Annotated in this window: 21 protein-coding genes and 1 pseudogene; 12 read left to right on the top strand and 10 right to left on the bottom strand. The window is 60.3% G+C overall.

What is annotated here, in order from left to right; all coding sequences use genetic code 11:
• Positions 1 to 114 precede the first annotated feature (114 nt).
• Positions 115 to 1,242: an ROK family protein gene (locus ACIQWP_RS15865; protein WP_402788795.1), complete on the bottom strand. Its 1,128-nt coding sequence runs from the start codon at positions 1,240 to 1,242 to the stop codon at positions 115 to 117.
• A 206-nt stretch (positions 1,243 to 1,448) separates the two neighbouring features.
• Here ACIQWP_RS15865 and ACIQWP_RS15860 point away from each other — a divergent pair, with 206 nt between their 5' ends.
• The 3 genes from ACIQWP_RS15860 to ACIQWP_RS15850 all read left to right on the top strand — a co-directional run bounded on the left by ACIQWP_RS15860 (position 1,449) and on the right by ACIQWP_RS15850 (position 5,252).
• Positions 1,449 to 2,321 (top strand): glycerophosphodiester phosphodiesterase family protein, encoded by an 873-nt coding sequence (locus ACIQWP_RS15860; RefSeq protein WP_402788793.1) that lies wholly within the window; start codon positions 1,449 to 1,451, stop codon positions 2,319 to 2,321.
• Positions 2,322 to 2,697: 376 nt separating this feature from the next.
• A complete protein-coding gene (locus tag ACIQWP_RS15855) occupies positions 2,698 to 4,182 on the top strand; it encodes a lipopolysaccharide biosynthesis protein (RefSeq protein WP_402788791.1) in 1,485 nt (494 codons plus the stop codon).
• 59 nt (positions 4,183 to 4,241) lie between these two features.
• Positions 4,242 to 5,252 carry a polysaccharide pyruvyl transferase family protein gene (locus ACIQWP_RS15850; RefSeq protein WP_402788789.1) on the top strand — a complete coding sequence of 337 codons (1,011 nt, stop codon included), beginning with the start codon at positions 4,242 to 4,244 and terminating at the stop codon, positions 5,250 to 5,252.
• 197 nt (positions 5,253 to 5,449) lie between these two features.
• Here ACIQWP_RS15850 and ACIQWP_RS15845 read toward each other — a convergent pair whose 3' ends face one another.
• From ACIQWP_RS15845 to ACIQWP_RS15815, 7 genes are all read right to left on the bottom strand, one after another.
• Entirely contained in the window at positions 5,450 to 5,905 is a 456-nt protein-coding gene (locus ACIQWP_RS15845) for an RpiB/LacA/LacB family sugar-phosphate isomerase (RefSeq protein WP_402788787.1), read from the bottom strand.
• A 10-nt stretch (positions 5,906 to 5,915) separates the two neighbouring features.
• The gene (locus ACIQWP_RS15840; protein ID WP_402788785.1) at positions 5,916 to 6,686 is read right to left on the bottom strand and encodes a triose-phosphate isomerase; all 771 of its coding nucleotides are present in this window, start codon (positions 6,684 to 6,686) and stop codon (positions 5,916 to 5,918) included.
• On the bottom strand, positions 6,683 to 7,459 hold the full coding sequence (locus tag ACIQWP_RS15835; RefSeq protein WP_402788783.1) for a DeoR/GlpR family DNA-binding transcription regulator: 777 nt from the start codon (positions 7,457 to 7,459) through the stop codon (positions 6,683 to 6,685). Before ACIQWP_RS15835 ends, ACIQWP_RS15840 begins: the two co-directional genes overlap by 4 nt.
• A gap of 119 nt (positions 7,460 to 7,578) precedes the next feature.
• Complete coding sequence (locus ACIQWP_RS15830; protein ID WP_402788781.1) at positions 7,579 to 8,517, bottom strand: sugar-binding transcriptional regulator; 939 nt, start codon at positions 8,515 to 8,517, stop codon at positions 7,579 to 7,581.
• 129 nt (positions 8,518 to 8,646) lie between these two features.
• Positions 8,647 to 9,579: a sugar phosphate isomerase/epimerase family protein gene (locus tag ACIQWP_RS15825; RefSeq protein ID WP_402788779.1), complete on the bottom strand. Its 933-nt coding sequence runs from the start codon at positions 9,577 to 9,579 to the stop codon at positions 8,647 to 8,649.
• Positions 9,580 to 9,606: 27 nt separating this feature from the next.
• Complete coding sequence (locus ACIQWP_RS15820) at positions 9,607 to 11,118, bottom strand: glycerol-3-phosphate dehydrogenase (protein ID WP_402788777.1); 1,512 nt, start codon at positions 11,116 to 11,118, stop codon at positions 9,607 to 9,609.
• A gap of 66 nt (positions 11,119 to 11,184) precedes the next feature.
• Entirely contained in the window at positions 11,185 to 12,747 is a 1,563-nt protein-coding gene (locus tag ACIQWP_RS15815) for an FGGY-family carbohydrate kinase (RefSeq protein WP_402788775.1), read from the bottom strand.
• A gap of 897 nt (positions 12,748 to 13,644) precedes the next feature.
• On the opposite strand from ACIQWP_RS15815, the gene ACIQWP_RS15810 reads away from it, so the two are divergent.
• From ACIQWP_RS15810 to ACIQWP_RS15780, 7 genes are all read left to right on the top strand, one after another.
• Positions 13,645 to 14,301, top strand: a complete 657-nt coding sequence (locus ACIQWP_RS15810; protein ID WP_402788773.1) for a DUF2291 domain-containing protein — start codon at positions 13,645 to 13,647, stop codon at positions 14,299 to 14,301.
• Complete coding sequence (locus ACIQWP_RS15805; RefSeq protein WP_402788771.1) at positions 14,298 to 15,842, top strand: sugar ABC transporter ATP-binding protein; 1,545 nt, start codon at positions 14,298 to 14,300, stop codon at positions 15,840 to 15,842. The genes ACIQWP_RS15810 and ACIQWP_RS15805 overlap by 4 nt, the downstream gene beginning before the upstream one ends.
• A 22-nt stretch (positions 15,843 to 15,864) precedes the next feature.
• A complete protein-coding gene (locus tag ACIQWP_RS15800) occupies positions 15,865 to 16,917 on the top strand; it encodes an ABC transporter permease (protein ID WP_402788769.1) in 1,053 nt (350 codons plus the stop codon).
• Positions 16,918 to 17,018: 101 nt separating this feature from the next.
• Positions 17,019 to 17,966 carry a D-ribose ABC transporter substrate-binding protein gene (locus ACIQWP_RS15795; protein ID WP_402788767.1) on the top strand — a complete coding sequence of 316 codons (948 nt, stop codon included), beginning with the start codon at positions 17,019 to 17,021 and terminating at the stop codon, positions 17,964 to 17,966.
• Between the two features lie 267 nt (positions 17,967 to 18,233).
• Positions 18,234 to 18,989 carry a DeoR/GlpR family DNA-binding transcription regulator gene (locus ACIQWP_RS15790; RefSeq protein ID WP_402789866.1) on the top strand — a complete coding sequence of 252 codons (756 nt, stop codon included), beginning with the start codon at positions 18,234 to 18,236 and terminating at the stop codon, positions 18,987 to 18,989.
• A 52-nt stretch (positions 18,990 to 19,041) separates the two neighbouring features.
• Positions 19,042 to 20,571: an FGGY-family carbohydrate kinase gene (locus tag ACIQWP_RS15785; protein WP_402788765.1), complete on the top strand. Its 1,530-nt coding sequence runs from the start codon at positions 19,042 to 19,044 to the stop codon at positions 20,569 to 20,571.
• Positions 20,572 to 20,632: 61 nt separating this feature from the next.
• On the top strand, positions 20,633 to 22,372 hold the full coding sequence (locus ACIQWP_RS15780) for a glycerol-3-phosphate dehydrogenase/oxidase (RefSeq protein WP_402788763.1): 1,740 nt from the start codon (positions 20,633 to 20,635) through the stop codon (positions 22,370 to 22,372).
• 16 nt (positions 22,373 to 22,388) lie between these two features.
• Here ACIQWP_RS15780 and ACIQWP_RS15775 read toward each other — a convergent pair.
• Positions 22,389 to 22,565: pseudogene (locus ACIQWP_RS15775) on the bottom strand (fructose-1,6-bisphosphate aldolase); the annotation flags it as partial.
• 160 nt (positions 22,566 to 22,725) lie between these two features.
• Here ACIQWP_RS15775 and ACIQWP_RS15770 point away from each other — a divergent pair.
• Positions 22,726 to 23,862 (top strand): mannitol dehydrogenase family protein, encoded by a 1,137-nt coding sequence (locus ACIQWP_RS15770; RefSeq protein WP_402788761.1) that lies wholly within the window; start codon positions 22,726 to 22,728, stop codon positions 23,860 to 23,862.
• A gap of 151 nt (positions 23,863 to 24,013) precedes the next feature.
• A complete protein-coding gene (locus ACIQWP_RS15765) occupies positions 24,014 to 25,036 on the top strand; it encodes a zinc-binding alcohol dehydrogenase family protein (RefSeq protein WP_402788759.1) in 1,023 nt (340 codons plus the stop codon).
• On the opposite strand, the gene ACIQWP_RS15760 is transcribed toward ACIQWP_RS15765, so the two are convergent.
• On the bottom strand, positions 25,033 to 25,179 hold the full coding sequence (locus tag ACIQWP_RS15760; protein WP_402789863.1) for a dTDP-4-dehydrorhamnose 3,5-epimerase family protein: 147 nt from the start codon (positions 25,177 to 25,179) through the stop codon (positions 25,033 to 25,035). The two genes, ACIQWP_RS15765 and ACIQWP_RS15760, sit on opposite strands and share 4 nt — an antisense overlap.
• Positions 25,180 to 25,355 lie beyond the last annotated feature (176 nt).

The raw sequence follows: 25,355 nt of genomic DNA, 5'->3' as shown, positions 1-25,355 counted from the left end.
CCGGAAAGTGCGGCAGTCTGTTAGCAAGGCATTCTGACAGAATGCTGAAGAGTTGATGATGCAGAACTGAAATCCCTTCGGCCAAGCCGTCATGAGGCCGCGATTTAAGCAGGTTCACAGGAAATAACGGAATTTTAACGGCAATAGGGCTGCCCCGATCGCGCTGGCATCGCCTTGCGTCTCGCTGAGAACCAGCCGAGGCCCCGACGGCGCGGCGCCGTAGCGATGCTGGCGCTGTGAGGGCACATGGGCGCGATCGATCATCATTTGCCCGAGTTTGGGAGACAGCTGCCCGCCGAAGACGATGGCCTGTGGATCGACCACCCCCGTAAGCGTGGCTATCAGCCTATCGAGCATCGGCATGGTTTCTGACAGCCAGTTCTCGACACCCGGCCACGAAGGGTCGAAATCCTGCTTCAGCGCCTCGATGGAACCTATGTCGACGCCGTTCTCCCGCAATATGCGCATGAGATATTGCAGGGCCGGCCGCCGCGGCGCTTCGTCCGGATTGTAGATGACGCTGAACTCCCCCGCATTGCCGTGGAAACCCAGATAGGGCCTGCCCTCAAGGACAAGGCCGCCGCCAAATCCATAATTGAAGGACAGATATGCGAAGGTCTGGCACCAGCGTCCGACGCCACGCAAGCTCTCGCCGATGGCGCCGGTGGTCGCATTGTTTTCCAACGAGGCCGGCAATGCGAACACATCCTCGAGCTCCGGCTGCAGATCGATCAGCGACCAGTCCCGCAGGGGCTCCGGAGCGTTGAAGCGGCGATCATCGCCGACGAAGAAGCCTGACATGGCAAAACCGAGCCCGATCAGGCTTTCGCGCTCGATGACATGCCGCGTCAGGATCACATTCAGTTTCTCGGCCAGTACGGCCAGCGTTGCCTTGCGGTCGGCGAGCACGCCCCTCACCGTCTCCTGATCGACGATATCGCAGCCGAAATCGGCAACCGACAGCGTGGCCGCGTCGGTATTGACGGAAATGCCGACCGAATACACCGTCTGCCGTGCCAGTTCGATTGTCGGGCTTGGCTGCCCCCGTGCACCCTTGTGCGCTGCACCGGCGCGAAGTAAGCCGCGTGCCATCAGCGCCTCGACGAGACGATGCACCGATTGCTGCGTTAGATTGGTGTGACCCGTTATGGTCGCCCGCGGGATCGGCTCTTGTCGGCGGACAATATCGAGGATGAGGCGTTCGTTCTCGCTTGCCAGTGGGGATTTTTCAAGCGCGGCCATGACTGCAATCCTGATCCTGTGATCCCGCCTTAGCCGTTCATCTGCCCGCGCGCAATCCGCGTGCTTGCATGTTCGTGGCGGCTCGTCATAAATATTACACTTTATGTGTATTAATAACCATACAAGCCACCGATGACCGCATTCGATTGCAGACATCGAACCCTTCATTTCGCCAGAAAAATCGAAATCGCACGGAAGCCACCTTCATGCACAGCCAGACCGCCGCCTCTCCCTCGCCTCGCACTGCCGATATCTACGACCTTCTGTCACGCGCCAATCCGGACATTCTAACAATTGCGCATCGCGGCCTCTGGTCGGCAGCACCGGAAAATTCCCTGGCGGCAATCCGCGCGGCGGCCGAACTCGGCGTCGAATTCGTCGAGATCGACACGCAGACAACGGCCGACGGCCACCTCGTCGTCATCCACGATAAAACGCTGGATCGCACCACATCCGCCAAGGGCATCGTCGGAGCGAGCAGTTTTGCAGCCGTTCGTGATGCGCGGCTACGCGCCGGAGCTGGCGGCGACACGGCAGCACTGACGGATGAACGTATCCCGACACTCGAGGAAGTGCTTGAAGAAGCGCGCGGTCGTGTTTTCGTCAACATCGACACGAAGTTTCCGCATGAGTTGCCGCTGGTCATCGCCGCAGTGCGGCGGCTGGGCGCCGAGGATCACGTCATCATCAAGTCGGACGTCGAGCCTGAGAGCGGCAGCTTCCCAACGCTTGACGCCGATTGGTTCGGCTCCATCCCGCATATGCCGATGTTTCTCGTCCGGCCGGGGAAATTCGCCGACGACCTGCGGATGATCGAACCGCTTAGAGCACCGATGGTCGAGGTGAAGTTTACCGACATCGCCGACCTTGCCGCCGGACGCGACGAGCTGGAACGCCAGAATATCCGGCTATGGATCAACACGCTCGACGTCTCATACAATCTCGACTTCAACGACAGCCGCGCAATCCAAGACCCCGAAGGCGTCTGGGGAGCACTCGTTGCCGCCGGCGTCGGTGCTATCCAGACCGACACGAACGTCGAATTCAAGCAATGGCTCGCAACCAGAAGCGGCAGATAGCTGGGCCTTTAGCTGAAAGACCAGATGGAAAAGCCCGGGCGATCCTTTGATCGTCCGGGCTTTCTGCGTCTTTACGGGTCGCGACGCACCCATAAGTAGCTACAGCCGATATTGTCCCCCAATAAGGCAAATGGTGCACCGCAAATAAAATGATGTGAAAATGAATTAAAACTGACGCGAAAATGAACCGGAAACGTTGACTTAAGGATTCGCTGAACTAGTTCCCGCTGAGACGCCGGGGTCAGCCCCATCCACAGTGACCATATAATCCTACATAATTCTGCGCAGCCGTCCCAGCCCTAACATGTTGGTTCGGCACGGGAATGTCTGTGCGGATAAGAGGTCGCATCACAGCCTAGTGGGACTTCAGTATCGTATGACCAGCATTACCGGACGGCTCGTCAAGGGAAGCATGTGGTTAAGCTTGTCCCGCACCATCGTGAACGGGCTTGCGACACTCAGCACCTTCGTATTGGCGCGCTATCTGGCGCCGGACGACTTCGGTGTCGTCGCTCTGGGGATGACGATCCTCATGATCGTCACGACCATTACCGAGCTCTCACTTTCCGAAGCGCTGATCCGTCATGCGGCGCCGGACGAGTCCCATTTCAGCGCCGCCTGGACCCTCAATGCCGCGCGGGGGCTGGCGATTTGCATTCTGTTTGCAATCTTCGCCTATCCGGCGGCGGCCCTGTTCAATGAGCCGAGACTGACAGTCGTCATGTTCGCTCTCGGCATCAGCATGCTGATGGGCGGCCTTACGAATCCGCGGCGCATCATGCTGCAGCGCGATCTGATCTTTTGGCAGGAGTTCGTGCTCGCCGTTTCACAGAAGTTCGCCGGCTTCGTAGCCTCCGTCGCGATCGCGATCATCTATCAAAGCTATTGGGCGCTGGTGGTCGGGACGCTTTTCAGCCAGGCGACCAATGTCATCGTCTCCTATCTCGTGCTGCCGTTCCGGCCGAGGATCACCTTCCAGCACATGAAGGAATTCTTCTCCTTTTCCGCCTGGCTGACCGCCGGCCAGATCGTCAGCACGCTCAACTGGCGCTTCGACTATCTGCTCGTTGGCAAGATGCTCGGCGGCATCCAGCTCGGCTACTACTCGGTGGGGAGCAACCTCGCCATGATGCCGACGCGCGAGGCGACCGCCCCCCTCACGCAGACGATCTATCCGGCCTTTGCAGGCATCCACAACGACCCTACCCGGCTCGCCGCCGCCTATCAGCGCGTACAGGCGCTGGTCGCGGCCGTCGCACTTCCGGCCGGCATCGGTGTTGCCGTGACCGCTGACCCACTGGTCAGGCTCGCGCTCGGCGACAAATGGGCGCCTGTCATCTTCATCATCCAGTCGCTTGCCTCTGTCTTCGCACTGCAGACGCTGGGCTCGCTGGTACAGCCGCTCGGCATGGCAAAGGGCGAGACACGTGTGCTCTTCGTCCGAGACACGCAGATGTTCTGCCTGCGGGTGCCGATCATGATCGGTGGCCTGATGCTCTATGGCCTGCCAGGGGTCATTGCCGGCCGTGTGTTTACCGGCCTCTTCAGCACCGCCGTCAACATGATGCTCGTGCGGCGCTTCACCGGAATCAGTGTTGCGAAGCAGTTGTCGGTGAACCTGCGGGCGCTCGCAAGCGTGGCGGTGATGGCGGCAGGCGTTTCGCTTGCCTCGAGCCATCTGGTCCCCACGGACGACAAGCTCGTGCTCGTGACGCATCTCGCGATGCTGATCCTGCTTGGTGCCCTGCTCTATTGCGGTTCGACGCTGCTGCTCTGGACGTTGATGAAGCGGCCGGCCGGCCCGGAAACGGAGGTTCGAAACATACTCGGCAAAGTGCTGCCGAGACTTCGTCCCGCCTGAGAACGTTCGGCCGACACCGGCCGAAGACTGACTTATTATCTGAATGGGGGAATGGGGAAATGACATCACTATCAAATCAAGTGCTGATCGCGAAACTGGACAACATGATCCATGGTTGCCTGAAAGACTACATCAGCAATGATGAGCCTCTGGCGATCCTCGACTTTCCGGACATTCGCAACTGCGGCGATTCTGCCATATGGCTGGGCGAAATGGCCTATCTCAATAGGCGATACGGCAAGCGGCCAACCTATGTCTCGCGCATCGATGATTTTTCGCCCGAGCAACTCGAGCGCACGATGCCGACCGGCCCGATCTTCATTCATGGCGGCGGCAATTTCGGCGACATATGGGACGCGCATCAGGATTTTCGCGAACGGGTGCTGGAGAGATTTCCCAATCGGCAGGTCATTCAGTTCCCGCAGTCCATTCACTACAAGTCCCAGGCCCGCCTGGATGAAAGCGCTCGCGTCATCGGACGCCACAAGAACTTCGTCTTGCTGGTGCGCGATGAAGAATCGAAGGAGTTCGCCCTCAAGCACTTCGATTGCGAGGTGCGCCTTTGCCCGGACATGGCCTTCTCCATCGGAACGATCCAGCCGGACGAACCGGAATTTGACGTACTTGCGATGTTGAGATCGGATCTCGAGAAGGTCGGAGACGCCAACCTTTCGGCCTATCCCGATATTCCGAAAGAGGATTGGACGACCGAATCCGCCAGGCGCGTGCGTATCTCCAAAGCACTCGGCGCGGCGACGGCTTTGATAGCCCTTAAACCAGCTGAAATACGGTTGCGCAAACTCGACGCGGCGGCGCATAATCGACTGCGGCGCGGCATCCGCCAGATCTCCCGCGGCCGGGCGCTCGTGACCGACCGGCTTCATGTCCACATCTGCTCGATCCTGCTTGGACGGCCGCATGCGGTGCTGGACAATAGTTACGGCAAGATACGCCGGTTCATGGCGGCATTCTCCGGCGGTACCGATCTCGCCTACCGGGCGACTTCGCTCGAGGACGGTATCGCTTGGGCGCGCAATCAGGCCACGCAGCGACTGGCGCCAGCCGCTTGAGGCGGCTCGTATGGTGCCTTCCGGTAAAGACATCATAAGGCGGAAGCGCTTTAAGCGTTTCCGCCCGACATGTGGTTGGGCTCTATTTCGTTCGGGAAATCGCCATCCGGGCGGTGCGACGTTCTCGAGGACTCGCCGCACCGCTCATTGTATGGCTTCGGACGGAAAATCGCTTCGCGGCTTCCCCAAAATCGCTCTTAGCGAGCGTTATACTTCGCATCGACCTCGTCGATGGCCTTGACGTTACCAGCCGAGCGGCCGTTCTCGTCGAAGGTCTGCGCCAGGAAAGCGTCGGCAATCGCCTTGGCAAGTTCGGTGCCGATGACGCGGGCGCCCATGGTGATGATCTGGGCGTTGTTCGAAAGCGCTGCGCGCTCCGCCGAATAGGTGTCGTGGGTGAGCGCCGCGCGAATGCCCGGCACCTTGTTGGCCGAAATGCAGACGCCGATGCCGGTACCGCAGACCAGGATCGCCTTGTCATAGGTGCCGTCGATCACGCCGGAAGCGACGCGGTCTGCGAGGTTGGCATAGAAGTCGTCCGGGCCGTCCTCAGTGCGCGACACTTCGCTCACATCGAAACGATCCTTGAGGTGATCGGCAAGAACCTTGGCGAGGCCCTCGCCGGCGCTGTCTCCAGCAATTGCAAGCTTCATTGTATGCTCCTCAGAGTTTGGCGGCGCACTTGGCGAGGATGTCGAGATAGCCTTCGACGTTCCAGGCCGAGCGGCCGATGAAAAGCCCGTCTACGTTCGGGCAGGATATGAGTTCTTCGCAGTTTTGCGGATTGACCGATCCGCCGTAGAGGCATGGTATCTTTCGGCCGAGCACATGTTGTGCGACCGCAATGATCTCGGCCTGGCGCGCGTCGGCATAGGAAGGTTCGGCGGGAATGCCCCTTTCGCCGATTGCCCAGACAGGCTCATAGGCGAGCAGGATCTCAGCCTGCTTCTGGGCAGCGGAAAGTTTGGACAGAGCGCCGACAACTTGGTCGCTCAAAATCTCCGTCGCGCGGCCGCTTTCGCGATCCTCCAGCGTCTCGCCGATGCAGATGAGCGGGATCAGGCCATGGCGGACGGCAGCCTCGGTCTTCAGTCCAACGGTCTCGTTGGTCTCGCCGAAATGCTCGCGCCTCTCGGAATGGCCGAGTTCGACGATGTCGAGATTGCAATCCCTCAGCATCAGCGGTGAAATCTCGCCGGTCCAGGCGCCTCGATCGGCCCAATGCATGTTCTGGGCACCGACCTTGACGGAGCTTTCCGAGAGGATCGACTTGACTTCGCGCACCGCGGTAAACGGCGGGATGACGAAGCGCTGGATGCGCTCGTCCCGAAGCGCATCGGCGGCACGCAAGGCCTCGGCGAAGGCGCACGCCTCCGCCAGCGTCTTGTTCATCTTCCAGCTCGTGCCGATCCAATAACGAGGCTTCTCTGTCATGTCATATCCTGGTTCGAGGCAATGGTCAGGGCGATGCCGTCCCGGCGGAATTGCTCGAGGATGGCGGCATCAGGCGCGTGATCGGTGATCACGGCATCGAAATCCGTAAGGTTTGCCATCACATGCAGGGCGGTGTGCCCCATGCGGTGATGGTTGACGAGCAGGCAGCTCTTGGCTGCCGATGCGATCATCGCCCGCTTCGTGCGCACGACGTTGTCGTCCATGTGATAGGCGAGCTTGCCGGAAACGGCCGGCGTCGACAGAAAGGCGATATCGGCCCGCAGCCGCGACAACGCCTCCTCGGTCACGACGCCCAGAAAGGCGTTGAACTTGGCGGAATAGACGCCGCCGAGCGCAATCAACGTGATGCCGCTTTCGTTCTTCATGCGATCGATGATCGCGGCATTGTTGGTAATCAGCGTCAGCGGTCGCTTCTGCAGCAGCATTTCGCCGAGAACGGCGGCCATGGAACCATCGTTGATCATGACAGTCATGCCGGGCTCGACCAGTTCGAGCGCCGAGCGGGCCATGGCGAGCTTTTCGTCATGGCCCTGACGTTCGCGGAAGCGGAAATCGCTTTCGAACTGCGTGCCGGCATCGATGGTCGCACCGCCGCGAACCTTGCGCAACACGCCGGCCTGCTCGAGATCGTCGAGATCGCGATGGATCGTCATCTTGGACACGACGAACCGGTCGGCCAGATCGTCGAGGTCGACGGTCTTGTGCTCGACGAGCAAGTTGATGATCGATTGTTGGCGCTCTTCGCGTTTCACCCTGCACCCCGGCCGCCGGCCTAAATAGCACTAAGCATAATATAACATAAAAATCTCACAACTCAACATTTCTATTGTTATATTGTGATGAAATCGTGTTTCACGCAGATGTCATGCACTTAGCCCTTCAGCAACGCCTGTGCTGTTTTCTCGTCGGTGATCAGCCCGTAAAGACAGCGGCTCTTGAGCACGGCGCGAATGGCTTCGACCTTCGGCAACCCACCCGAAAGCGCCACCAGCCGCTCGCTTCTATTGCGCGGCAGGGAAGCGGACAGCGTTCGTGCCGTCAGCGTCGTCTCGAGAATATTGCCGTCGGCATCGAAGAAATGACCGAGGATTTCACCGACACCGCCAGCCGCGGTGATCTCCCTGATCTCCTTCGGCTCGACCATGCCCGACAAGACGAGCTGTGCATCCGTATCGACCGTGCCGAGACCGACGAGTTTGAGATCGGCGCCGTTTGCGAGATCGAAGACTTCCTTCACCCCGCGCTGGGCAAGCAGCACGTCGCGGTCTTCCCGCGTATTGGCGAAGAAGGGCACCGGCATCACATGCGATTGCATGCCGGTCTTTTCGGCAATGCGATGCATCACGTCATAGGGGTTGGCCGCGTAGTTTCGCGTCAGGCCACCGAGCAGCGAGACGAAACGCAGATCCTTGGCGTTGACGCGCGCCATGTGATGAACCGCGGAGGAAAGCGTTCGACCATGGCCGAGGCCGATGACCCTGTTGTTGCCACTCTCGATCTCACGTCGCAGAAAACCGGCGCCCGCCTGCCCGAGCGAACGAAATTCGAAGCCTTCCTCGCCGAGATCGGGGGCGACTTCGCAATATTGCAGGCCGAAGCGTGCTGCGAGCTGGGTCTCGAGTTCGACGCATTCAACGATGTCGCCATAGATCGTCACCTTGACGACGCCTTCGGCGACGGCACGCGCGATCAGCCGGTGCGCTTTTACCGAGGGAACCCCGAGACGCTTTGCCACTTCGGACTGCGTCAGCCCGCCAGCATAGTGCAACCAGGCCGCCCGCACGGCGAGTGAAGCATCCGCATCCGTCATCGACCGTTCCTTTTCATTTCAATATGCATAGCCCCTCGCCCGCCTTCCATCCGACCAAATAGTCCCGCTCCGCCCCGCTCTTTTGAGAGATGAGGTGCTTGCGACATCAAGACTCGGCCACTCCAGCAGCTAGATATGCAAGTCGGCGACGCCCGTGTCGATATGAGGCGCCCAAAAAGCAATGCTTTCGGCAATCTGCGAGATGACCTGACGATCGTTGGGCTCGCGCTCCTTGAATGAGAGTTCCAGGCAGATTTCATTGTCCTTGGCGCCGCCTTCAGCGAACGCCTTCAGCAGCGGTTCCGGCTGGATACGGCCTTTGGCATTGAATTCCGCCGTGAACGGGCGATGTCCGCCCTTGTCCATAAGGCTCTGCTTGATGTGAATGATCGGCGAAACCTTCGGCACGGCACGCGCCCACGCATAGGGATCATAGTCATCAGGATTGGACGAGGTGACATCGCCATGATCGATGTCAGCCATCATCCACATCGGTATGGCGAACGGAGCCTTGGTCAACCTCTCCTGTAGGGAAAGGCAGGCCTCGATCGTCTCGCCGAATTCGCGGCCGATGCTCATCGGTTCCCAGAATAGATAGGAGATGCCGGCGGCACGAGCATGTTCGGCCACCTCGCCCCAGCAATCGATCGCAATCTGGATCAGTTCCTCGCGCCGGGCCAGATCGTCGTAGTCCTTGTAGGTGAAGATCGCGAACTGCGTGCCGACGGAAAGACCGCCAAGATCGGCGGTGATATCGGCAAAGGTCTTGAACCAGTCGACATAATAGCGCCGGACATCCTTGTCCGGATGGCCAAAATGGTTGAGGCGGCCATAGGGGCCGGTCATGCCCGACGTGACGCGGACGCCGGTCCGCTTCATGGCCGACTGCATATCCCGCGTCAGCCGGCGTATGACCGGCGCCTGCCAGCTGGGATTGATGAATTCATGCGTGAGCTGCAGATCGCGGATGCGCAGATCGCGCGCAACCGTTTCGATCAGGTCGGCCGGCTCGGCAAAGCGGTTCACCAGCGGGTTGGTGTTGAGTGAAAGCGTCAACGGCATTTGCGGTCTCCCGACAGGTCTGTTGTTTCAGGCGGCAAGCGCCAATTCGGCATCGAACCAGGCAGAGAACGCTGCCTTCTCCTCAGCCGTCATGCGCAGACCCTCCTTGGTGCGGCGCATCAACACGTCTTCAGCCGCCTGCGCCCATTCGGAAGCCACGAGATAACGGACCTCGGCCTCATAGAGATTGCCGCCGAAATGGCGACCGAGCTCTGCCAGCGAAGTAGCGTTGCCGACGACCTGCCTGGTGCGGGCGCCATAGAGATGGCCGTAGTGATTGACGAGCGCACGCGGCATCCAGGGATAGGCGGCGCGCAGCGTATCGGAAAAGGCGACATAGTCGGCATTCGGAATTTCGCCGCCAGGCAGAATGGCGCCACGCGTCCAGTCACCGCCCATCTTCGGGAAGAATTTTTCAAGCCTCTGCATCGCGTGTTCGGAGAGTTTCCGGAATGTGGTGATCTTGCCGCCGAAGACGCTCAAAAGCGGCGCACCGCCGGTCTCGTCGAGATCGAAGACATAGTCGCGCGTGACGGCCGAAGGATTGCCCTTGCCATCGTCGAACAGCGGCCGGACGCCGGAAAAGCTTTCGAGCACGTCGGAGCGACGCAGCTTCTCCTTGAAGTAGCGATTGACCGCAGTGATCAGATAATCGATTTCCTTCTCCTCGGCCTTCACCTCTTCCGGCTTGCCCTCATAGGGAATGTCGGTCGTACCGATCAGCGCCTTGTCGCCTTCGTAAGGGTTGATGAAGATGACGCGCTTGTCGTGGTTCTGGACGAGATAGGCCTGCTGGCCGGCCCAGAACTTCGGAACGATGATGTGGCTGCCCTTGACGAGCCGGACGCTGCGCTGGCTGTTCGAACCGACGACGCGGCCGATAATGTCATTAACCCAAGGCCCTGCGGCATTCACCAGCACGCGGGCACGCACGGTCCGCACTTCGCCGGAACGCTGGTCACGCATCTGGACGATCCAGATCCCCTGCTCGCGCCGGGCGCTGACGCAAGCGGTCCGCGTCAGGATCTGCGCGCCCTTGGCGGATGCATCAAGCGCGTTCAAGACGACGAGCCGGGCGTCATCAACCCAACAATCGGAATACTCGAAACCCTTGCTATACTGATCGAGGATCGGCGCCCCTTCCGGATCGCGATGCAGATCGAGCGAACGTGTTCCCGGCAGCTTCTTGCGGCCGCCGAGATGATCGTAGAGGAACAGGCCGAGGCGCACGAGCCAGGCAGGGCGATCCGTCGGGCTATGGGGCAGCACGAAGCGCATCGGCCAGATGATGTGGCTTGCCGAATTCAACAGCACCTCGCGCTCGATCAGAGCTTCTCGCACCAGACGGAATTCGTAATATTCAAGGTAACGCAGGCCGCCATGCACGAGCTTGCCGGAGCGCGAGGACGTTCCCTCGGCGAGGTCGCCCTTCTCGCACATGACAACCGAAAGCCCGCGGCCAGCCGCGTCGCGGGCAATGCCGGCACCGTTGATGCCTCCGCCGATCACGAAAAGATCAAAGATTTCCGGTTCCGTCATGTCATGCTCCTTCGGATGCCATCGGCATCATCAAATCAAATTTCCGCGGCGGCGCTCTCGCACCAGTCAGCTTTCGCCCTCGTGCTTGGCCAGCTTGTCCCAGGCAGGCGCGATCGCCTGCCGCACATCCTTGTAGGCTTCGAACAAGCGGTCATAGCGCTCAACGTTTTCCAGATCCGGCGCCTCGGCTTCACCGAGCAGCGGCGTCACCCAATCCGCTATGCAGCTGTCCATGTCGCGGTAGGCGCCGATCGCGACCGCCGCCATCATCGCAACACCTGCGGCACCCGCCTCCTCACGATCCGAAATCCGCACCGGCGCCTTGACGGCGGCAGAAAGAGAGCCCCGCAGCGCGCGGGAACGGGCGGCCCCTCCGGTGATGCGCAGCTCCGAAGGCATGTCGCCCATGGCCGCATAGCAATCCCGCGTCGCCATGCCGAGGCCTTCGACCACGGCCCTCAGCATGTCGGCAAAGCCGTGCCGGGTGGAAAGCCCGGTAAAGCCGGCACGCGCATGGGCATTGACAAAAGGCCCGCGCTCGCCCGCCTCGGAAATATAGGGGTGATAAAGAAGATTGGTCGGCCGCGCTTCGGCAAACCAGGCATCGATGCGGGGAATGAGATCGGAATTGGAAACCTGGCTTCCACCTGCAGACATCAGATCAGCCGCGATCCGCAGGACCCAGTCGATATTGATGGTCGCGCCCATATTGGTCTGGACCTGCGTGACGATGCCGGGGATTGGCAAGGCAATGACATAGCCCGTGCCCTCGTCATTGAGCTGGACATCGGGCACGGCCTTGGCACGCATATGCACGCCCGTCGAACCGATCGTCGAGCAGGCGGCATTCTCACCACCGGTGCGCACGCCGGCACCGAGCGCGGTCATGACCATATCGACATAACCCAGGCAGACCGGCGTCCCGGCAAGCAGACCCGCAGCCTTGGCCGCCACTGCGGTCAGGGGATGGCTTGTTTCCGTGCCGTCAATGATCTCAGGCAAGAGCGAGCGCCGGCGTTGAAGGCCAAGCGCATCGATGACAACGGTATCATATTGGCGGTTACGGAAATTGCCGAAAGTAAAGCTTGCCTCGGACGGATCGGTCGCGCGGACGCCTGTGAGATTGAGATAGAGCCAGTCCTTGCAGTGCAGTGCCGTCTCGGCCCGGTCGAGGAGCTCCGGCATGAAGCGATCCATATGGGCAAGCTGCGTGCCCTGCTGACAGGTGTTCAGACCCGTTCCGGTCGCCTCGAAACGAGCGCGATTGCCTGCCGTGGCGCTGAGACGCGTGACGGTCGACGCGGCGCGGGCGTCAAGCCAGAGCCAGGCATCATCGACCGGAGCGTTGCCGGAGCCGACGAGCCAGGTGCCGTCGCCTTGGCCGGTGACCGAGATGGCCGCCGTGCGGGCGGCCAGATTCTCGACCTTCTCTCCGAGCCCGCGCAATGCGCTCACACAATCCGACCAAGTCTGGCCGAGCGACTGCGTGACCGACCCGTCTTCACCCGTCTCGTAGCGATTGCGTGCCGACGCAGAAGCGATCTGCTTGCCGGATAATTCGAAGGCAACCGCCTTCAGAACAGAGGTACCCGCATCGATCCCGATGATGATCCCGTCATTTTTAGGCATTGCACGCCAGCTCCACCGTCTCGCACCATGTGACAGGGGCATAGGCATACATCACAAACATTTTCATTCCTCCCAGCGTGGCCAAGGGCATAATCTACACCAAGCCGCATATATCATCGCCATCGCACTCCGGCCCACAGGGAGGATCGCGAACGAAGCGCCGGCACATGCTCGACAGCGGCCACGCAACAGGACCGGCGCGGCTGCGATCCCTCAATCAGTACACTCGTTTATAACACAAAGATATCGCTGTTGTAGTAATATTTTTCTGGTGTTGTAATTTTTTTCATATAAAATAGATGCGATCAATTACCTGACCGCCGCGGCGAAAGCTGCGATAGCACTGTGAAGAAAAGCGGGCCAGCAATCGACATACCCCATACAGGATCAGGGGTGCGATCGAAGCACTACGGACAGTTTCAGGATATTTTATTGTAATATCAATATATTAAATCGACATCCTCATATTAGATCGATCGAAGCGATACCGACGATGAAACCTCAGAGCGAGACCAGTCGAACGGAAGCATCAAGTAGGATAAGGGTGAAAACATAGGTGTGCATGCAGGCCGACCGAATGTAGACCACGCTAGATCGCGGTTGACACACTCAAGAATTTATAACATATGAAATACGGTTATTAACATACTTATATCACGAATGTCGCATGGATGTGGCGATTGTGAATCCGAAAAGGGCGACTGGAGGAGACGGTCGCCCACATGCTGAGGAGGCTCCTGATGTTGAATTTCCTTTCCGGTGACGGCGTAACCCGAAGCCGGGCGGAGCGTCTGCAGGCTCAATTGCGCCAACTGGGCTTCCGCTAGATCGGATCGCAACACCTTCCTCTCCCACTCCATCAGGCAATCCGGCTGACATGCCGAAGGTCGTTTGAACATGAATACGCAAGCTCAATACGCAACTGCCAAGCCGACAGGCTCCAAGCTCAAGATCGTCACCGGCATTGCCGCGGTAGTCATCGTGATCGGCGCCATCGCCGCCGATACCAAGGTGGTCAAGATCGGCTCCGCGCATGATGTGCGCGAACAGGGCTTCCAGCCGGAGGCCTATGGCGCCGAGGAATTCCCGAAGGTGCAGGCGGATGTCGAAAAGCGCGCCGTTGATGCTGTGACGCTCGCCAATGCCGTTCTCGCCGACAAGAAGGCCGCCGGCACGAAATATGGCGTTGCCACCAGTACCGGCCCTGTGCTTCCAGTCTCATTGTCAGGCACGTTCGGCGAGCGCAAGGCCAACCTCAGCGAGTTCAAGGTTGACGGCATGCCTGATGGCGTCACAGTCCGGGTACAGACCGGGCCTGCGATCAACGGTACCGATCTTCGCGACGCCACAGGCAATATCCAATTCGGCCAATTCACCAACCAGATCGAATATCAGGACGCCGGCTCCGCCATAAACAACGAGATGAAGAAGGCGACGCTGGGCAGCCTCGATCCGGAAAAACTGACGGGCAAGAGCGCTACGGTCGTCGGCGTGTTCAAGCTCATCAATCCGAAGAACTGGCTCGTCACCCCGGTCAAGGTCGACGTGAAATGAGCCAGGTCCAGCACAATGGGACAATGACGGGCGAAGTCGTTCTCGCCGCCCGCAACGTCGCCAAATCCTATGGAAGCGTCCATGCGCTGAAGGGCGTCAATTTCGATATTCGCCGTGGCGAAGTCACCACGCTCTTCGGTGAGAACGGCGCCGGCAAGTCGACGCTGATGAAGATCCTATCCGGCGTCATCCAGCCGACGTCGGGCGAGATCATTCTCGATGGCGCCCCGATCTCCTTTGCCTCCTCCACCCATGCCCGCTCCTGCGGCATTTCCATCATCCACCAGGAATTGAGCCTGGCGCCGAACCTCAGCGTCCGCGACAATATCTTCATGGGTCGCGAGATCATGAAGGGCGGCGTGGTCGATTTCGCCGAGGAAGAGCGCCAGACCCGAGCGCTGATGGAAGAGCTGGAAGAGCATATCGATCCGATGACGCCGGTCGAGGATCTGCGTCTCGGCCAGCAGCAGATCGTCGAGATCGCTCGCGCTCTGTCGGTCAATTCGCGCATCCTGATCATGGATGAGCCGACGTCGGCGCTGAGCGCCACCGAAGTCGAGGTTCTGTTCAAGGTCATCCGCGACCTGACGGCGCGCGGTGTATCGATCGTCTACATCTCGCATCATCTGGAAGAAGCGCTGCAGATCACCAACCACGCCGTCGTGCTGCGCGATGGCAACATGACGGCTTATGCCGAGCGCAAGGACATCGATCTCGAATGGATCGTGCGCAACATGGTCGGTGACAATTTCGACCTCGGCAGCCCGCCGACCGGCCACAAGATGGGCGATGTCGCGCTGACGATTGACAGCCTCACGGTCCCCGGCCCTTCCGGCGCTGCCTATAATGCCGTCGACCGCATGTCGCTTGCAGTTCGCGCCGGCGAAATCGTCTGCATCTATGGGCTGATGGGCGCCGGGCGCACCGAGCTGCTCGAATGCGTGGCGGGACGGCTCAGATCGAGCAGCGGCCGCGTGCTGCTTGGCAATACCGATGTCGGCGGCCTCAGCATTGCCGGGCGCATTGCCCAGGGCCTGGTGCTGGTGCCGGAAGACCGGCAGCGTGACGGCCTCGTTCAGACGATGACAGTCGGCTCAAACCTGTCGCTTGCCAGTATCGGCGCCTTCACAAAGGGTTTGCTTACGTCAGGCGGGCGCGAGCGGGCTCTGGTGAACGAATCCATCCGCAAGGTTCATATCAAGACCGATGGCGGCGATGCCGCGATCGGCTCGCTGTCGGGTGGCAATCAGCAGAAGGTCGTCATCGGCAAGATGCTGGCGACGGACCCGAGAGTGATCCTGCTCGACGAACCGAGCCGCGGCATCGACATCGGTGCGAAGGCGGAAGTCTTCAAGCTGCTTGCCGAGCGCGCCAAGGAAGGCCTGGCGGTGATCTATTCGACATCCGAAGTCGCCGAATGCCTCAGCATCGCCCATCGCATCATCGTCATGCACCGCGGCAAGATCTCTGCCGAATTCGGTCCGGACGTTACCAAAGAGAAGATCATGGCCGCCTCGGGCGAAGCAGTGGTCGCGCACTAGCCGCATTCATGGAGCACTGATTATGTCAGTCACGAACATCACAGATAAAAAGCCAATTGCGAACGGACAGCGGCGAAACTTCAGTCTCGTGCGGCTGATTTTGGAAGGACGCGCCTTCTTCGCGCTGATCGTCATCATCGCGGTCTTCTCCTTCCTGTCGCCCTACTACTTCTCGCTCAGCAACTTCCTGACGATGGCCTCGCATGTCGCGATCTTCGGCATCCTCGCCATCGGCATGTTGCTCGTCATCCTCAACGGCGGCATCGACCTGTCGGTCGGCTCGACGCTCGGCCTTGCCGGCTGTATCGCCGGCTTTCTGATGCAGGGCGTCACGCTTTCGAGCTTGGGTGTCATTCTCTATCTGCCGGTCTGGGCCGTCGTCGTGGTGACCTGCGTCCTTGGCGGCGTGGTCGGAGCGGTCAACGGCGTGCTCATCGCCTATCTGCGCGTGCCGGCCTTCGTCGCTTCGCTCGGCGTGCTCTATGTTGCCCGCGGCATCGCATTGCTGATGACCAACGGCCTCACCTACAACAATCTCGGCGGTCATGCCGAACTCGGCAATACCGGCTTCAACTGGTTGGGCTTCAACCGTCTTGCCGGCGTCCCGATCGGTGTCATCGTCCTTGCCGTGCTCGCCATCATCTGCGGTCTCGTTCTCAGCCGAACGGCGTTCGGCCGCTGGCTCTATGCGTCCGGCGGCAACGAGCGCGCCGCCGACCTTTCCGGCGTTCCAGTCAAGCGCGTCAAGATCGTCGTCTATGTCCTTTCGGGCGTCTGCGCCGCTATTGCCGGCCTCGTCCTGTCCTCGCAGCTGACATCGGCCGGCCCGAATGCCGGCACGAGCTATGAACTGACGGCGATTGCCGCAGTCGTCATCGGCGGTGCGGCGTTGACCGGCGGTCGCGGCACCGTTCGCGGTACCATGCTCGGCGCCTTTGTCATCGGCTTCTTGGCGGACGGTCTCGTCATCATCGGCGTTTCGTCCTACTGGCAGACGGTCTTTACCGGCGCCGTCATCGTGCTCGCCGTGCTGATGAACAGCATCCAGTACGGCCGTCGGACCAAATCGAGCTGACACTGCAAACGAACTTGTCACCGGCTGGCACACAAAGCCGGCCGATGAAAGAACCACCGGTTCACCGGTATCACCAGAGCTCATCAAAGGGAGAGAGACTAATGTTTAAAAAAGGTTTACGCATCGTCATGGCGGCGGTTGCCGTCGCACCACTGCTGACGGGAGCAGCATGGGCTGCCGGCCAGATGACTGTTATCGTCAATGATCCGTCCAACCCCTACTGGCTGACGGAAGGCAATATCGCCAAGGCGACCGCCGAGAAGCTCGGCTATACGGCAACGGTCAGCGCGCATAAGGGCGATACCAATACCGAGAGCAACCTGATCGACACGGCCATCACCAACAAGTCGGTCGCCATCATCCTCGATCCGGCCAATGCCGACGGTTCCATCGGCGCGGTCAAGAAGGCCATCGCTGCAGGCATCCCGGTTTTCCTCGTCAATGCTGAAATCAACCAGGAAGGCCTTGCCAAGGCACAGCTCGTCTCCAACAACGCCCAGGGTGCAGCGATCGGCGCTCAGCAGTGGGTCGAAGCTGTCGGCGACAAGGGCAATTATGCCGAACTCTTCGGCTCCCCCTCGGACAACAACGCCGCCACCCGCTCGAACGGCTATGAAACCGTTCTGACCCAGTACCCCGACCTGAAGAAGGTTGCCCAGGAAGTTGCCAACTGGGACCGTACCCAGGGCCACAACAAGATGCAGTCCATCCTGCAGGCTCACCCGGACATTATCGGCGTGATCTCCGGCAATGACGAAATGGCGCTCGGCGCGATTGCCGCTCTCAAGGAAGCCGGCAAGCTCGCCAACATCAAGGTCGGCGGCTTCGACGGTTCGCCGGATGCTGTCGCCGCCATCAAGGCCGGCGAACTGCAGTACACCGTTCTGCAGCCGGTTGCCGTCTTCTCCGCCGAGGCGGTCAAGCAGGCCGACAGCTTCATCAAGACCGGCAAGACGGGTGCCGCCAGCGAAAAGCAGCTCTTCGATTGCATCCTGATCACCAAGGACAACGTCGACAAGTACACGGCACCGTTCGTTCTGTCCGAGTAATGACATCGGGGACGCCGGAAACCGGCGTCTCCACCCCTTGACCGTAACGACAGCACCGTGGCTGAACATCAGACAGAACTTGCAGAAAACCTGGTAGCGATCTGTTTTTGTATTATTTTCCATCGCATGACACTCGCTGCAGCAAGTTAATCTCCGCAAGGCTCAGCGTCAGAGGCCAACGTGACAGACAAGACAAGCCCTGTATCATTCCTGCAAGACGAGCTGCCGAGCGACAGCCGACATTCCCGTCAGATCGCCCGGCGCCAGATGATCGCCGAAGCGGTGATGGCGGAAGGCTCCATGCGCATCGAGGATTTGACTGAGCGCTTCGGCATCAGCCTGATGACGGCGCATCGTGATGTCGACGAGCTGGTCAGCCGGGGCCTGTTCCGCAAGACGCGCGGCATTGTCTCCGCCGCGGCAACCAGCCTGATCGAATCGAGCGACGTCTATCGCGCCAACCGGCAGGCGAGCGAAAAGAAGATGATTGCCGCTGCCGCCATGCAGTTCATCGAACTAGGCCAGGCGATCTTCCTCGATGATTCCACCACCATCCTGCAGATGGCATCGCAGCTGCCCGCCAAGGTGCCGTTGACGGCGATCACCAACTCGTTGACGCTGATGAATGCGCTGAAGGACATGCACGACGTGACGCTTCTGGCGCTTGGCGGCCAATACTATAATTGGTGCAACGCCTTTATGGGCCGCATGACGATCAACGAAATCAACCGCCTGCGGGCCGATGTTACCTTTATCTCGATGTCGGCCATCATCGATGACGTCGCTTTCCATCAGTCGCCAGAGATCGTCGATATCAAGCGGGCGATGTTTGAGAGCGCCGCCAAACGCATCCTGCTGATGGACCATACGAAGTTCGAACGGCGGGCGCTGCATAGTTTCGCGCATCTGAGTGAGTTCGATGTCGTCATCGTCGACGAGAAGACGCCCACCGCTCATCTGGAGCGCATGCGCAGCAAGAATATCAATGTGGTGGTCGCCAAGAGCGACAAGGAGCGGTCCTGACGGCCGGCCCGATAGGGCCGCCTCGCATTGTTCACGATCAGGAGTCTAGAGAATGCCGAGTCTGCTCGGAATTGACAGCGGTTTGACGGTTACCAAAGCCGTCATCTTCGACATCGATGGAACGCCGATTGCCGTGGCACGCCGCCGTGTGACCCAGTTCATGCCGAAGGCCCGCCATGTCGAGCGCGACATGGACGAACTCTGGGCCCGAACGGCCGACGCCATTGCCGAGGCAATCAAGCTCAGCAACCGCCCCGCCAGCGACATCCAGGCCATTGCCGCAACCGCCCATGGCGATGGCATCTATCTGCTCGACAAGACAAGGACGCCGCTCGGACGCGCCATTCTCTCGCTCGACAGCCGCGCCGGATCGATCGTCGAACAATGGCTGAGGAGCCCGCTTGCCGACGACGCGCTGGCGCTGACCGGCCAGTTGCCGCACGTCTCGGCTCCATCGGCTTTGCTTGCCTGGATCAAGGCCAATGAACCCGAGCGTTTTGCTGAGATCGGCCATATCCTGAGCTGCAAGGACTGGCTCCGCTTCTGCCTGACCGACGTCGTCGGCACGGACCGGACCGAGGCGAGCACATCCTTCACCAATGTTTCGACGCAGGACTATTCACCGGACGCGCTTAAGCTCTTCGGCGTGGGCGAATTGATTGGTGCGCTGCCGCCCGTTTCCCGCTCCGACGAAGTGGTCGGCCATGTGACGGAAGCCGTCGCGAAGCGCACGGGACTGGCAGAAGGCACGCCGGTCGTTGCGGGATTGCATGACGTAACCGCCTCAGCCCTTGGGGCCGGCGGCTATGCCGACGGCGTCGTCGCCGTGATCGCCGGCACCTATTCGATCAACGAAACGCTGTCCTCGGAACCCCGCGTCGATGGCCGCTGGTTTTGCCGCAATGCCATTGCTCCGGGCCAATGGAACAACATGTCGATCTCACCGGCGTCGTCAGCAAATTATGAATGGTTCCTGGACAAGCTCTGCGCCAGCGAAATTGCAAGCGCGGAGGCTGCGGGCCAATCCATTCATGCCTTGCTCGGTCCCGAGATCGAAGCGGCGTTCAATCGGCCATCGAGCGCTCTCTTCCACCCCTATCTGTTTGGCTCGCCCTATGGCGCTGACGCAAGCGCCAGCTTCTTCGGGCTTGGCGGCTGGCATGATCGCGGCGACATGCTGCGGGCCGTTCTGGAAGGCATCGCCTTCAACCACAAGATTCACGTTGACGCACTAAGTGACGGGTTTTCTTTTGATCAGGCAAGGCTTGCGGGCGGCGTATCGCGCAATCCGATTGTCGTGCAGATGTTTGCCGATGTGCTCGGCATGCCCGTTACCGTCACCGAAACCGATGAAGCCGCCGCCTGGGGTGCCGCCCTTTGCGCCGGCGCCGGCATCGGCGTCTACGCCAGCCCGGAAAACGACCCACGCGATGTCGGCAAGATCGCAAGGACATATCATCCCGACCCTGCCCGGAGCGCCGATTATCGCATCCGCTACGATCTTTTCCGTGACATTGCCGAAGCGATGACGCCGCTCTGGCCGCGGATCGGCGATCTCGCAGTTCAGCGCTTCCAAGACTAGACCGCCAATTGCGCCGCGCAGACAGTGTGCTTTCGCGGCAATTCAGCAGGACGAATATGTTATGACCGATATGGCCGCCGATCTGAAACAACGTTTCTCCCAACTTCGAGACGGGGATATCGACGTCGTCATCCTCGGAGCCGGCGTCAATGGCGCCGGGCTGTTTCGCGACCTCTCCGCGCAGGGCGTCAACTGCCTGATCGTCGACAAGGCAGATTTCGGTTCGGGCACGAGTGCCGCACCGTCTCGGCTCATTCACGGTGGCCTCAAATATCTGGAAACAGGCGAGTTCGGCCTGGTCGCGCAATCGGCGCTGGAGCGAAATCTGCTCTTGAAGAATGCGCCGCATTGCGTCGAGGCACTGCCGACCTTCGTGCCGATCTTCTCCTGGACGCGCGGCATATGGGCCGCTCTTCGCACGCTGACGGGTTCGACCACCGCACCGCGCAGTCGCGGCGCGGTGCTCATCAAGATCGGGCTTGCGCTCTATGACTTCTTCGGCTCGCGCAATCGCGTCATGCCGCGCCATCGGTTCCTGTTGAAGGGCCGTGCCCTGAAGGAAATGCCGCATGTGACGCCGGAGATCGTCGCCGGCGGCATCTATTACGATGCCAAGATCAGCCGGCCGGAACGGCTGGTCTATGAACTGGTCAATGACGGGCTTGCGACGAACAAGGGCTCGCTGGCGGCGAATACGACAAGGCTTGTTTCCGCTGTCGATGGCGTGCTGACCTTCCAGCGCTCGGACGGCTATGCCTTTTCGGTCAAACCGAAGCTGGTCGTCAATGCCGCAGGTCCCTGGATCGATCACGTCAACGCAGCGCTCGGCGCTCCTGCCCATCTGATCGGCGGCACCAAGGGGTCGCATATCCTCCTCGACCATCCCGAACTGGTGCGCAGCCTGAACGGCCATATGATCTATTTCGAAGCCGATGACGGCCGCATCTGCCTTGTCTACGGCTATCTCGGCCAGGCGCTTGTGGGATCGACCGATATTCCTTGCGACGATCCAGACAATGTGCGCTGTGAGGAACCGGAGATCGACTATTTCCTCGACAGCGTGCGGACGCTCCTGCCAGGCCTGCGTTTCGACCGAGATCAGGTGACCTATAGTTACAGCGGCATCCGCCCCCTGCCCGCCTCGGACGCCTCGTCGCCGGGTCTCATTAGCCGCGATCACTCTGCACCCGTTTTCGAACCGCAGGCCGGACGCCCATTCCCGATTATCTCGCTGGTCGGCGGCAAATGGACCACCTTCCGCGGCTTTGCCGAGGAAGTGGCCGACACCGTGCTTGCGCGCCTTCAGCGAAGCCGCAAGACCTCCACCGAGCGCCTCGCCATTGGCGGCGGCCTCGACTTTCCAGTCGGCTCCAATGAGCGCGCGAGCTGGATCAAATCGGTCGCGGCAAAGACCGGCGCCGAGGCAAGCAGAGCGGATGAGCTCCTGGGCCGATACGGCACGACCGCGGCGGCGATCCTCGGCCATGCCTCGAAGTACAGCGACAGTCAGCGCATCAGCGGCGCACAGCGCCACAGCACGCTCGAAATCGATTGGATCGTGCGGCAGGAACTGGTCGTGCATTTGTCTGACATCGTCTTTCGCCGTACGACCATGGCGATCGAGGGCCTCCTGACGATCCAGGGCCTGCGTGAAATCGGCGCGATCGCGGCAGCCGCCCTGCAATGGGACGCACAGCGACTGGCCAAGGAAATCGACGATGTCGTCGTGTCGCTGTCGAAATTCCACGGTCAAACGCTGAGCGAAGAAAGCCTGCGCCGCGCGGCGAGCCCGGCGCGCTGATCGTCAATTTCAGGAAGAAAATGGGGTCCAGCGAAGCGGACTTGCAGCGCTTTGCCATCTCGGCGACGGAAAGCGGCTGGATCTGCGCGGCATGGCCCGCGGCGCCGAACTGTTCGAAGCGTTCCTTGCAGAGCTTCGTCAGCACCGCGGTGGCCTTGTCGTAATCGCTTTTCCGAGGCCCTGGTTGAAGAATGCAGCTCAAACGTCTTTTTGTTTTTCATAAAAAACATTTGACGCCGAACGACTGAATGTTTTCTATAGATAAAAAACAATCTCAAGAAGACTGCGGATTTTCTGTTCCGCTCCAATCGAGCAACTGTATCCATCAGCATTGAACACAGAAGGATCGTGGCGTGAGTTCGCGGATCATCCAGTTCGGCACCAGCCGATTTCTGCAGGCGCATGCGGCATTCTTCGTGCATGAGGCGAGACAAGTCGGCCAGGATGTCGGTCCCATTGCCGTTGTTCAGGTTTCAGGCGACAGCAGCCGCAGCGGGCGCGTCGCCGCCTTCGCCAATCCGAAGGGCTATCCGGTCATCATCCGTGGCATGCAGGATGGGCAGCGCATCGACCACACCATACAGATCACCAGCGTCGATCGCGGCCTCTCGGCCGTCGAACATTGGGAGGAGTTGTCGAAGCTCTTCGCCGAGGATGCCGACTTCGTCATTTCGAATACCGGCGACACCGGCTACCGGACCTGGCCGGAGGAAGATGGCTTTGGTGCTGGTGGCCAGGTTCCCCGATCCTTTCCTGCCAAGCTTGCCGCTCTCCTCGTCAGGCGCTGGCAGGCATCCGCCCGCCCCCTGGTCATCCTTCCCTGCGAATTGATGACGGGCAATGGCCGCGTCTTGAAGCAGGCGGTCGTCGATTGCGCAAGACACAACGATGTTTCGGCCGAATTCCATACATGGCTCGATGCGCATGTCGCCTTTGCCGAGACTCTGGTCGATCGCATCGTTTCCGAGCCGATAGAGCCGATCGGCGCCGTTGCCGAACCCTATGCGCTCTGGGCGATCAAGCGGGCTCCGGGCGTCCGTCCACCGTGCCACCATCCAGGCATCGTACTGACCGATGATCTCGAACCCTATGAGCGGCTGAAACTGCACATTCTCAATCTCGGTCACACGTTTCTCGCCGAAATCTGGCAGCGCGAAAGCCGGCCAGCGGACGAAACCGTGCGCGTCATCCTGGCTGACAAAGACATGCGCGCAAGGTTGGATGCCCTCTATCACGACGAAATATTGCCGGGCTTTGCCGCAAACGGCATGCGTGACGAGGCGAAGGCCTATGTCGCAACGACGCTCGACCGCTTCCTCAATCCGTACCTGGATCATCGCATCTCCGACATCAGCCAGCATCACCGCGAGAAGGTTGTCCGTCGCATTCACACCTTCCTGGAATGGGCGGATAGAGCCGGAGCCAAGTCGGCCGCTCTAACACTAAGGCAGATCGCAGCGCGCTATCCCATGATCGAAGCTGCGTCATGACGCCCGCCGGCGCTTTCAGCAAAGTGGCAACGGCAACGGGTTGCCTGATGAGCACAGCGGGCCGACCCGGTTCATGGTCTTGCTGCTTCGATGGCGTATTTACTTGCAACACCAACGGTCGGCCTCTCCGACCCTTCGAAAGTGCTTCACCATGAAAACACTGATCTGTGACGAACCCGGCCGGCTCTCCCTGATCGAGCGCGATATTCCGACCCCGACAGAAGGCGAAGTCCTCGTGCGCATCAGGCGCATCGGCATTTGCGGCACCGATTTCCATATCTATCAGGGCAAGCATCCCTTTCTACAATATCCGCGCGTCATGGGACATGAGCTGTCCGGCACGGTCGAGGATGCGAACGGTTCGAGCCGCCTCAAGACGGGCGAGAATGTCTACATCGTTCCCTATCTAGCCTGCGGCAAATGTGTCGCCTGCCGGCGCGGCGTGACCAATGCCTGCCAAAACCTTGCCGTCCTCGGCGTCCATCGCGACGGCGGGATGACCGAATTCCTCTGCCTGCCCGAGCAGAATGTCATCTCAGCCGGCAAGGCCTCGCTCGATGAAGCCGCCATGATAGAATTCCTGGCGATCGGCGCCCACGGCGTCAAGCGCGGCGGCATCATCGCAGCCGACCGCGTCCTCGTCGTCGGCTCCGGCCCGATCGGCATGTCGGCGATCATCTTCGCCAAGGCGCGCGGCGCCGACGTGACCGTCATGGACATGCGCGAGGACCGCCTGGAGTTCACCCTCGCCTCGCTTGGCGCCAACCGGACTTTGCTTGCCAACGACGACGCCGAAGCCCAAGCGAAGCGCCTGACCGACGGCGACTTCTTCGACGTCGTCATCGACGCGACCGGCAACGCCCGCGCCATGCAACGCGGCTTTGGTTTCGTCGCCCACGGCGGCCGCTACGTCCTCGTCAGCGTGGTGCGCGACGACATCACCTTCTCCGACCCGGAATTTCACAAGCGCGAAACCACGCTCTTTGCCAGCCGCAATGCGCAGCCCGACGATTTCGCCGAGGTGGTAAAGCAGATGGAGAACGGCTTGGTGCCAACAGCGGCGCTGAACACGCACCGAGGTTTGCTTGAGGATGGGTCGGAGCTATTCAAGGAATGGTTGAGGCCTGAAGCGGGAGTCATTAAGGCGATTTTGGAGGTAGACGACCGCGTCTAATCGCAAACCCGCAGATAATTCACGAACACGAAATCGGCGCCGCGCCCGATCGCCTGCTCGAACTTCACCTTGCTGAAGCTTTCGAAGAAGAAGCCGCGATCGTCGGCAAACACCCCAGGCTCGATGATCTTGACGTCGGGGATGGCGCCGCAAGGCGCAATCCAGAGTGCGCCGCCAGCCGTTTCTCGAGCAGCACTCCAACCTCCGGCAGCGCAACCCTATGTTGGTCTGCCCCCTGAAAAGTGATCCTTCTTGAAGTATGGCTTATGAGCCGAAGAAGGACATTGAAATGGCAGCGAAAAGACACAAGGCGGAAGAG

This window comes from Rhizobium sp. NPDC090279, from assembly GCF_044769665.1.
Taxonomy (GTDB): domain Bacteria; phylum Pseudomonadota; class Alphaproteobacteria; order Rhizobiales; family Rhizobiaceae; genus Rhizobium.
This window is presented reverse-complemented; position numbering and strand designations above follow the sequence as displayed.

Excerpts from the sequence above, each read along its gene's own strand:
- ACIQWP_RS15800 (WP_402788769.1), top strand. The coding sequence starts at position 15,865 with ATGTCAGTCACGAACATCACAGATAAAAAGCCAATTGCGAACGGACAG.
- ACIQWP_RS15840 (WP_402788785.1), bottom strand. The coding sequence starts at position 6,686 with ATGACAGAGAAGCCTCGTTATTGGATCGGCACGAGCTGGAAGATGAAC.
- ACIQWP_RS15865 (WP_402788795.1), bottom strand. The coding sequence starts at position 1,242 with ATGGCCGCGCTTGAAAAATCCCCACTGGCAAGCGAGAACGAACGCCTC.
- ACIQWP_RS15825 (WP_402788779.1), bottom strand. The coding sequence starts at position 9,579 with ATGCCGTTGACGCTTTCACTCAACACCAACCCGCTGGTGAACCGCTTT.
- ACIQWP_RS15815 (WP_402788775.1), bottom strand. The coding sequence starts at position 12,747 with ATGCCTAAAAATGACGGGATCATCATCGGGATCGATGCGGGTACCTCT.
- ACIQWP_RS15820 (WP_402788777.1), bottom strand. The coding sequence starts at position 11,118 with ATGACGGAACCGGAAATCTTTGATCTTTTCGTGATCGGCGGAGGCATC.
- ACIQWP_RS15855 (WP_402788791.1), top strand. The coding sequence starts at position 2,698 with ATGACCAGCATTACCGGACGGCTCGTCAAGGGAAGCATGTGGTTAAGC.
- ACIQWP_RS15830 (WP_402788781.1), bottom strand. The coding sequence starts at position 8,517 with ATGACGGATGCGGATGCTTCACTCGCCGTGCGGGCGGCCTGGTTGCAC.
- ACIQWP_RS15785 (WP_402788765.1), top strand. The coding sequence starts at position 19,042 with ATGCCGAGTCTGCTCGGAATTGACAGCGGTTTGACGGTTACCAAAGCC.
- ACIQWP_RS15810 (WP_402788773.1), top strand. The coding sequence starts at position 13,645 with ATGAATACGCAAGCTCAATACGCAACTGCCAAGCCGACAGGCTCCAAG.
- ACIQWP_RS15790 (WP_402789866.1), top strand. The coding sequence starts at position 18,234 with ATGATCGCCGAAGCGGTGATGGCGGAAGGCTCCATGCGCATCGAGGAT.
- ACIQWP_RS15805 (WP_402788771.1), top strand. The coding sequence starts at position 14,298 with ATGAGCCAGGTCCAGCACAATGGGACAATGACGGGCGAAGTCGTTCTC.
- ACIQWP_RS15795 (WP_402788767.1), top strand. The coding sequence starts at position 17,019 with ATGTTTAAAAAAGGTTTACGCATCGTCATGGCGGCGGTTGCCGTCGCA.
- ACIQWP_RS15860 (WP_402788793.1), top strand. The coding sequence starts at position 1,449 with ATGCACAGCCAGACCGCCGCCTCTCCCTCGCCTCGCACTGCCGATATC.
- ACIQWP_RS15850 (WP_402788789.1), top strand. The coding sequence starts at position 4,242 with ATGACATCACTATCAAATCAAGTGCTGATCGCGAAACTGGACAACATG.
- ACIQWP_RS15845 (WP_402788787.1), bottom strand. The coding sequence starts at position 5,905 with ATGAAGCTTGCAATTGCTGGAGACAGCGCCGGCGAGGGCCTCGCCAAG.
- ACIQWP_RS15780 (WP_402788763.1), top strand. The coding sequence starts at position 20,633 with ATGACCGATATGGCCGCCGATCTGAAACAACGTTTCTCCCAACTTCGA.
- ACIQWP_RS15765 (WP_402788759.1), top strand. The coding sequence starts at position 24,014 with ATGAAAACACTGATCTGTGACGAACCCGGCCGGCTCTCCCTGATCGAG.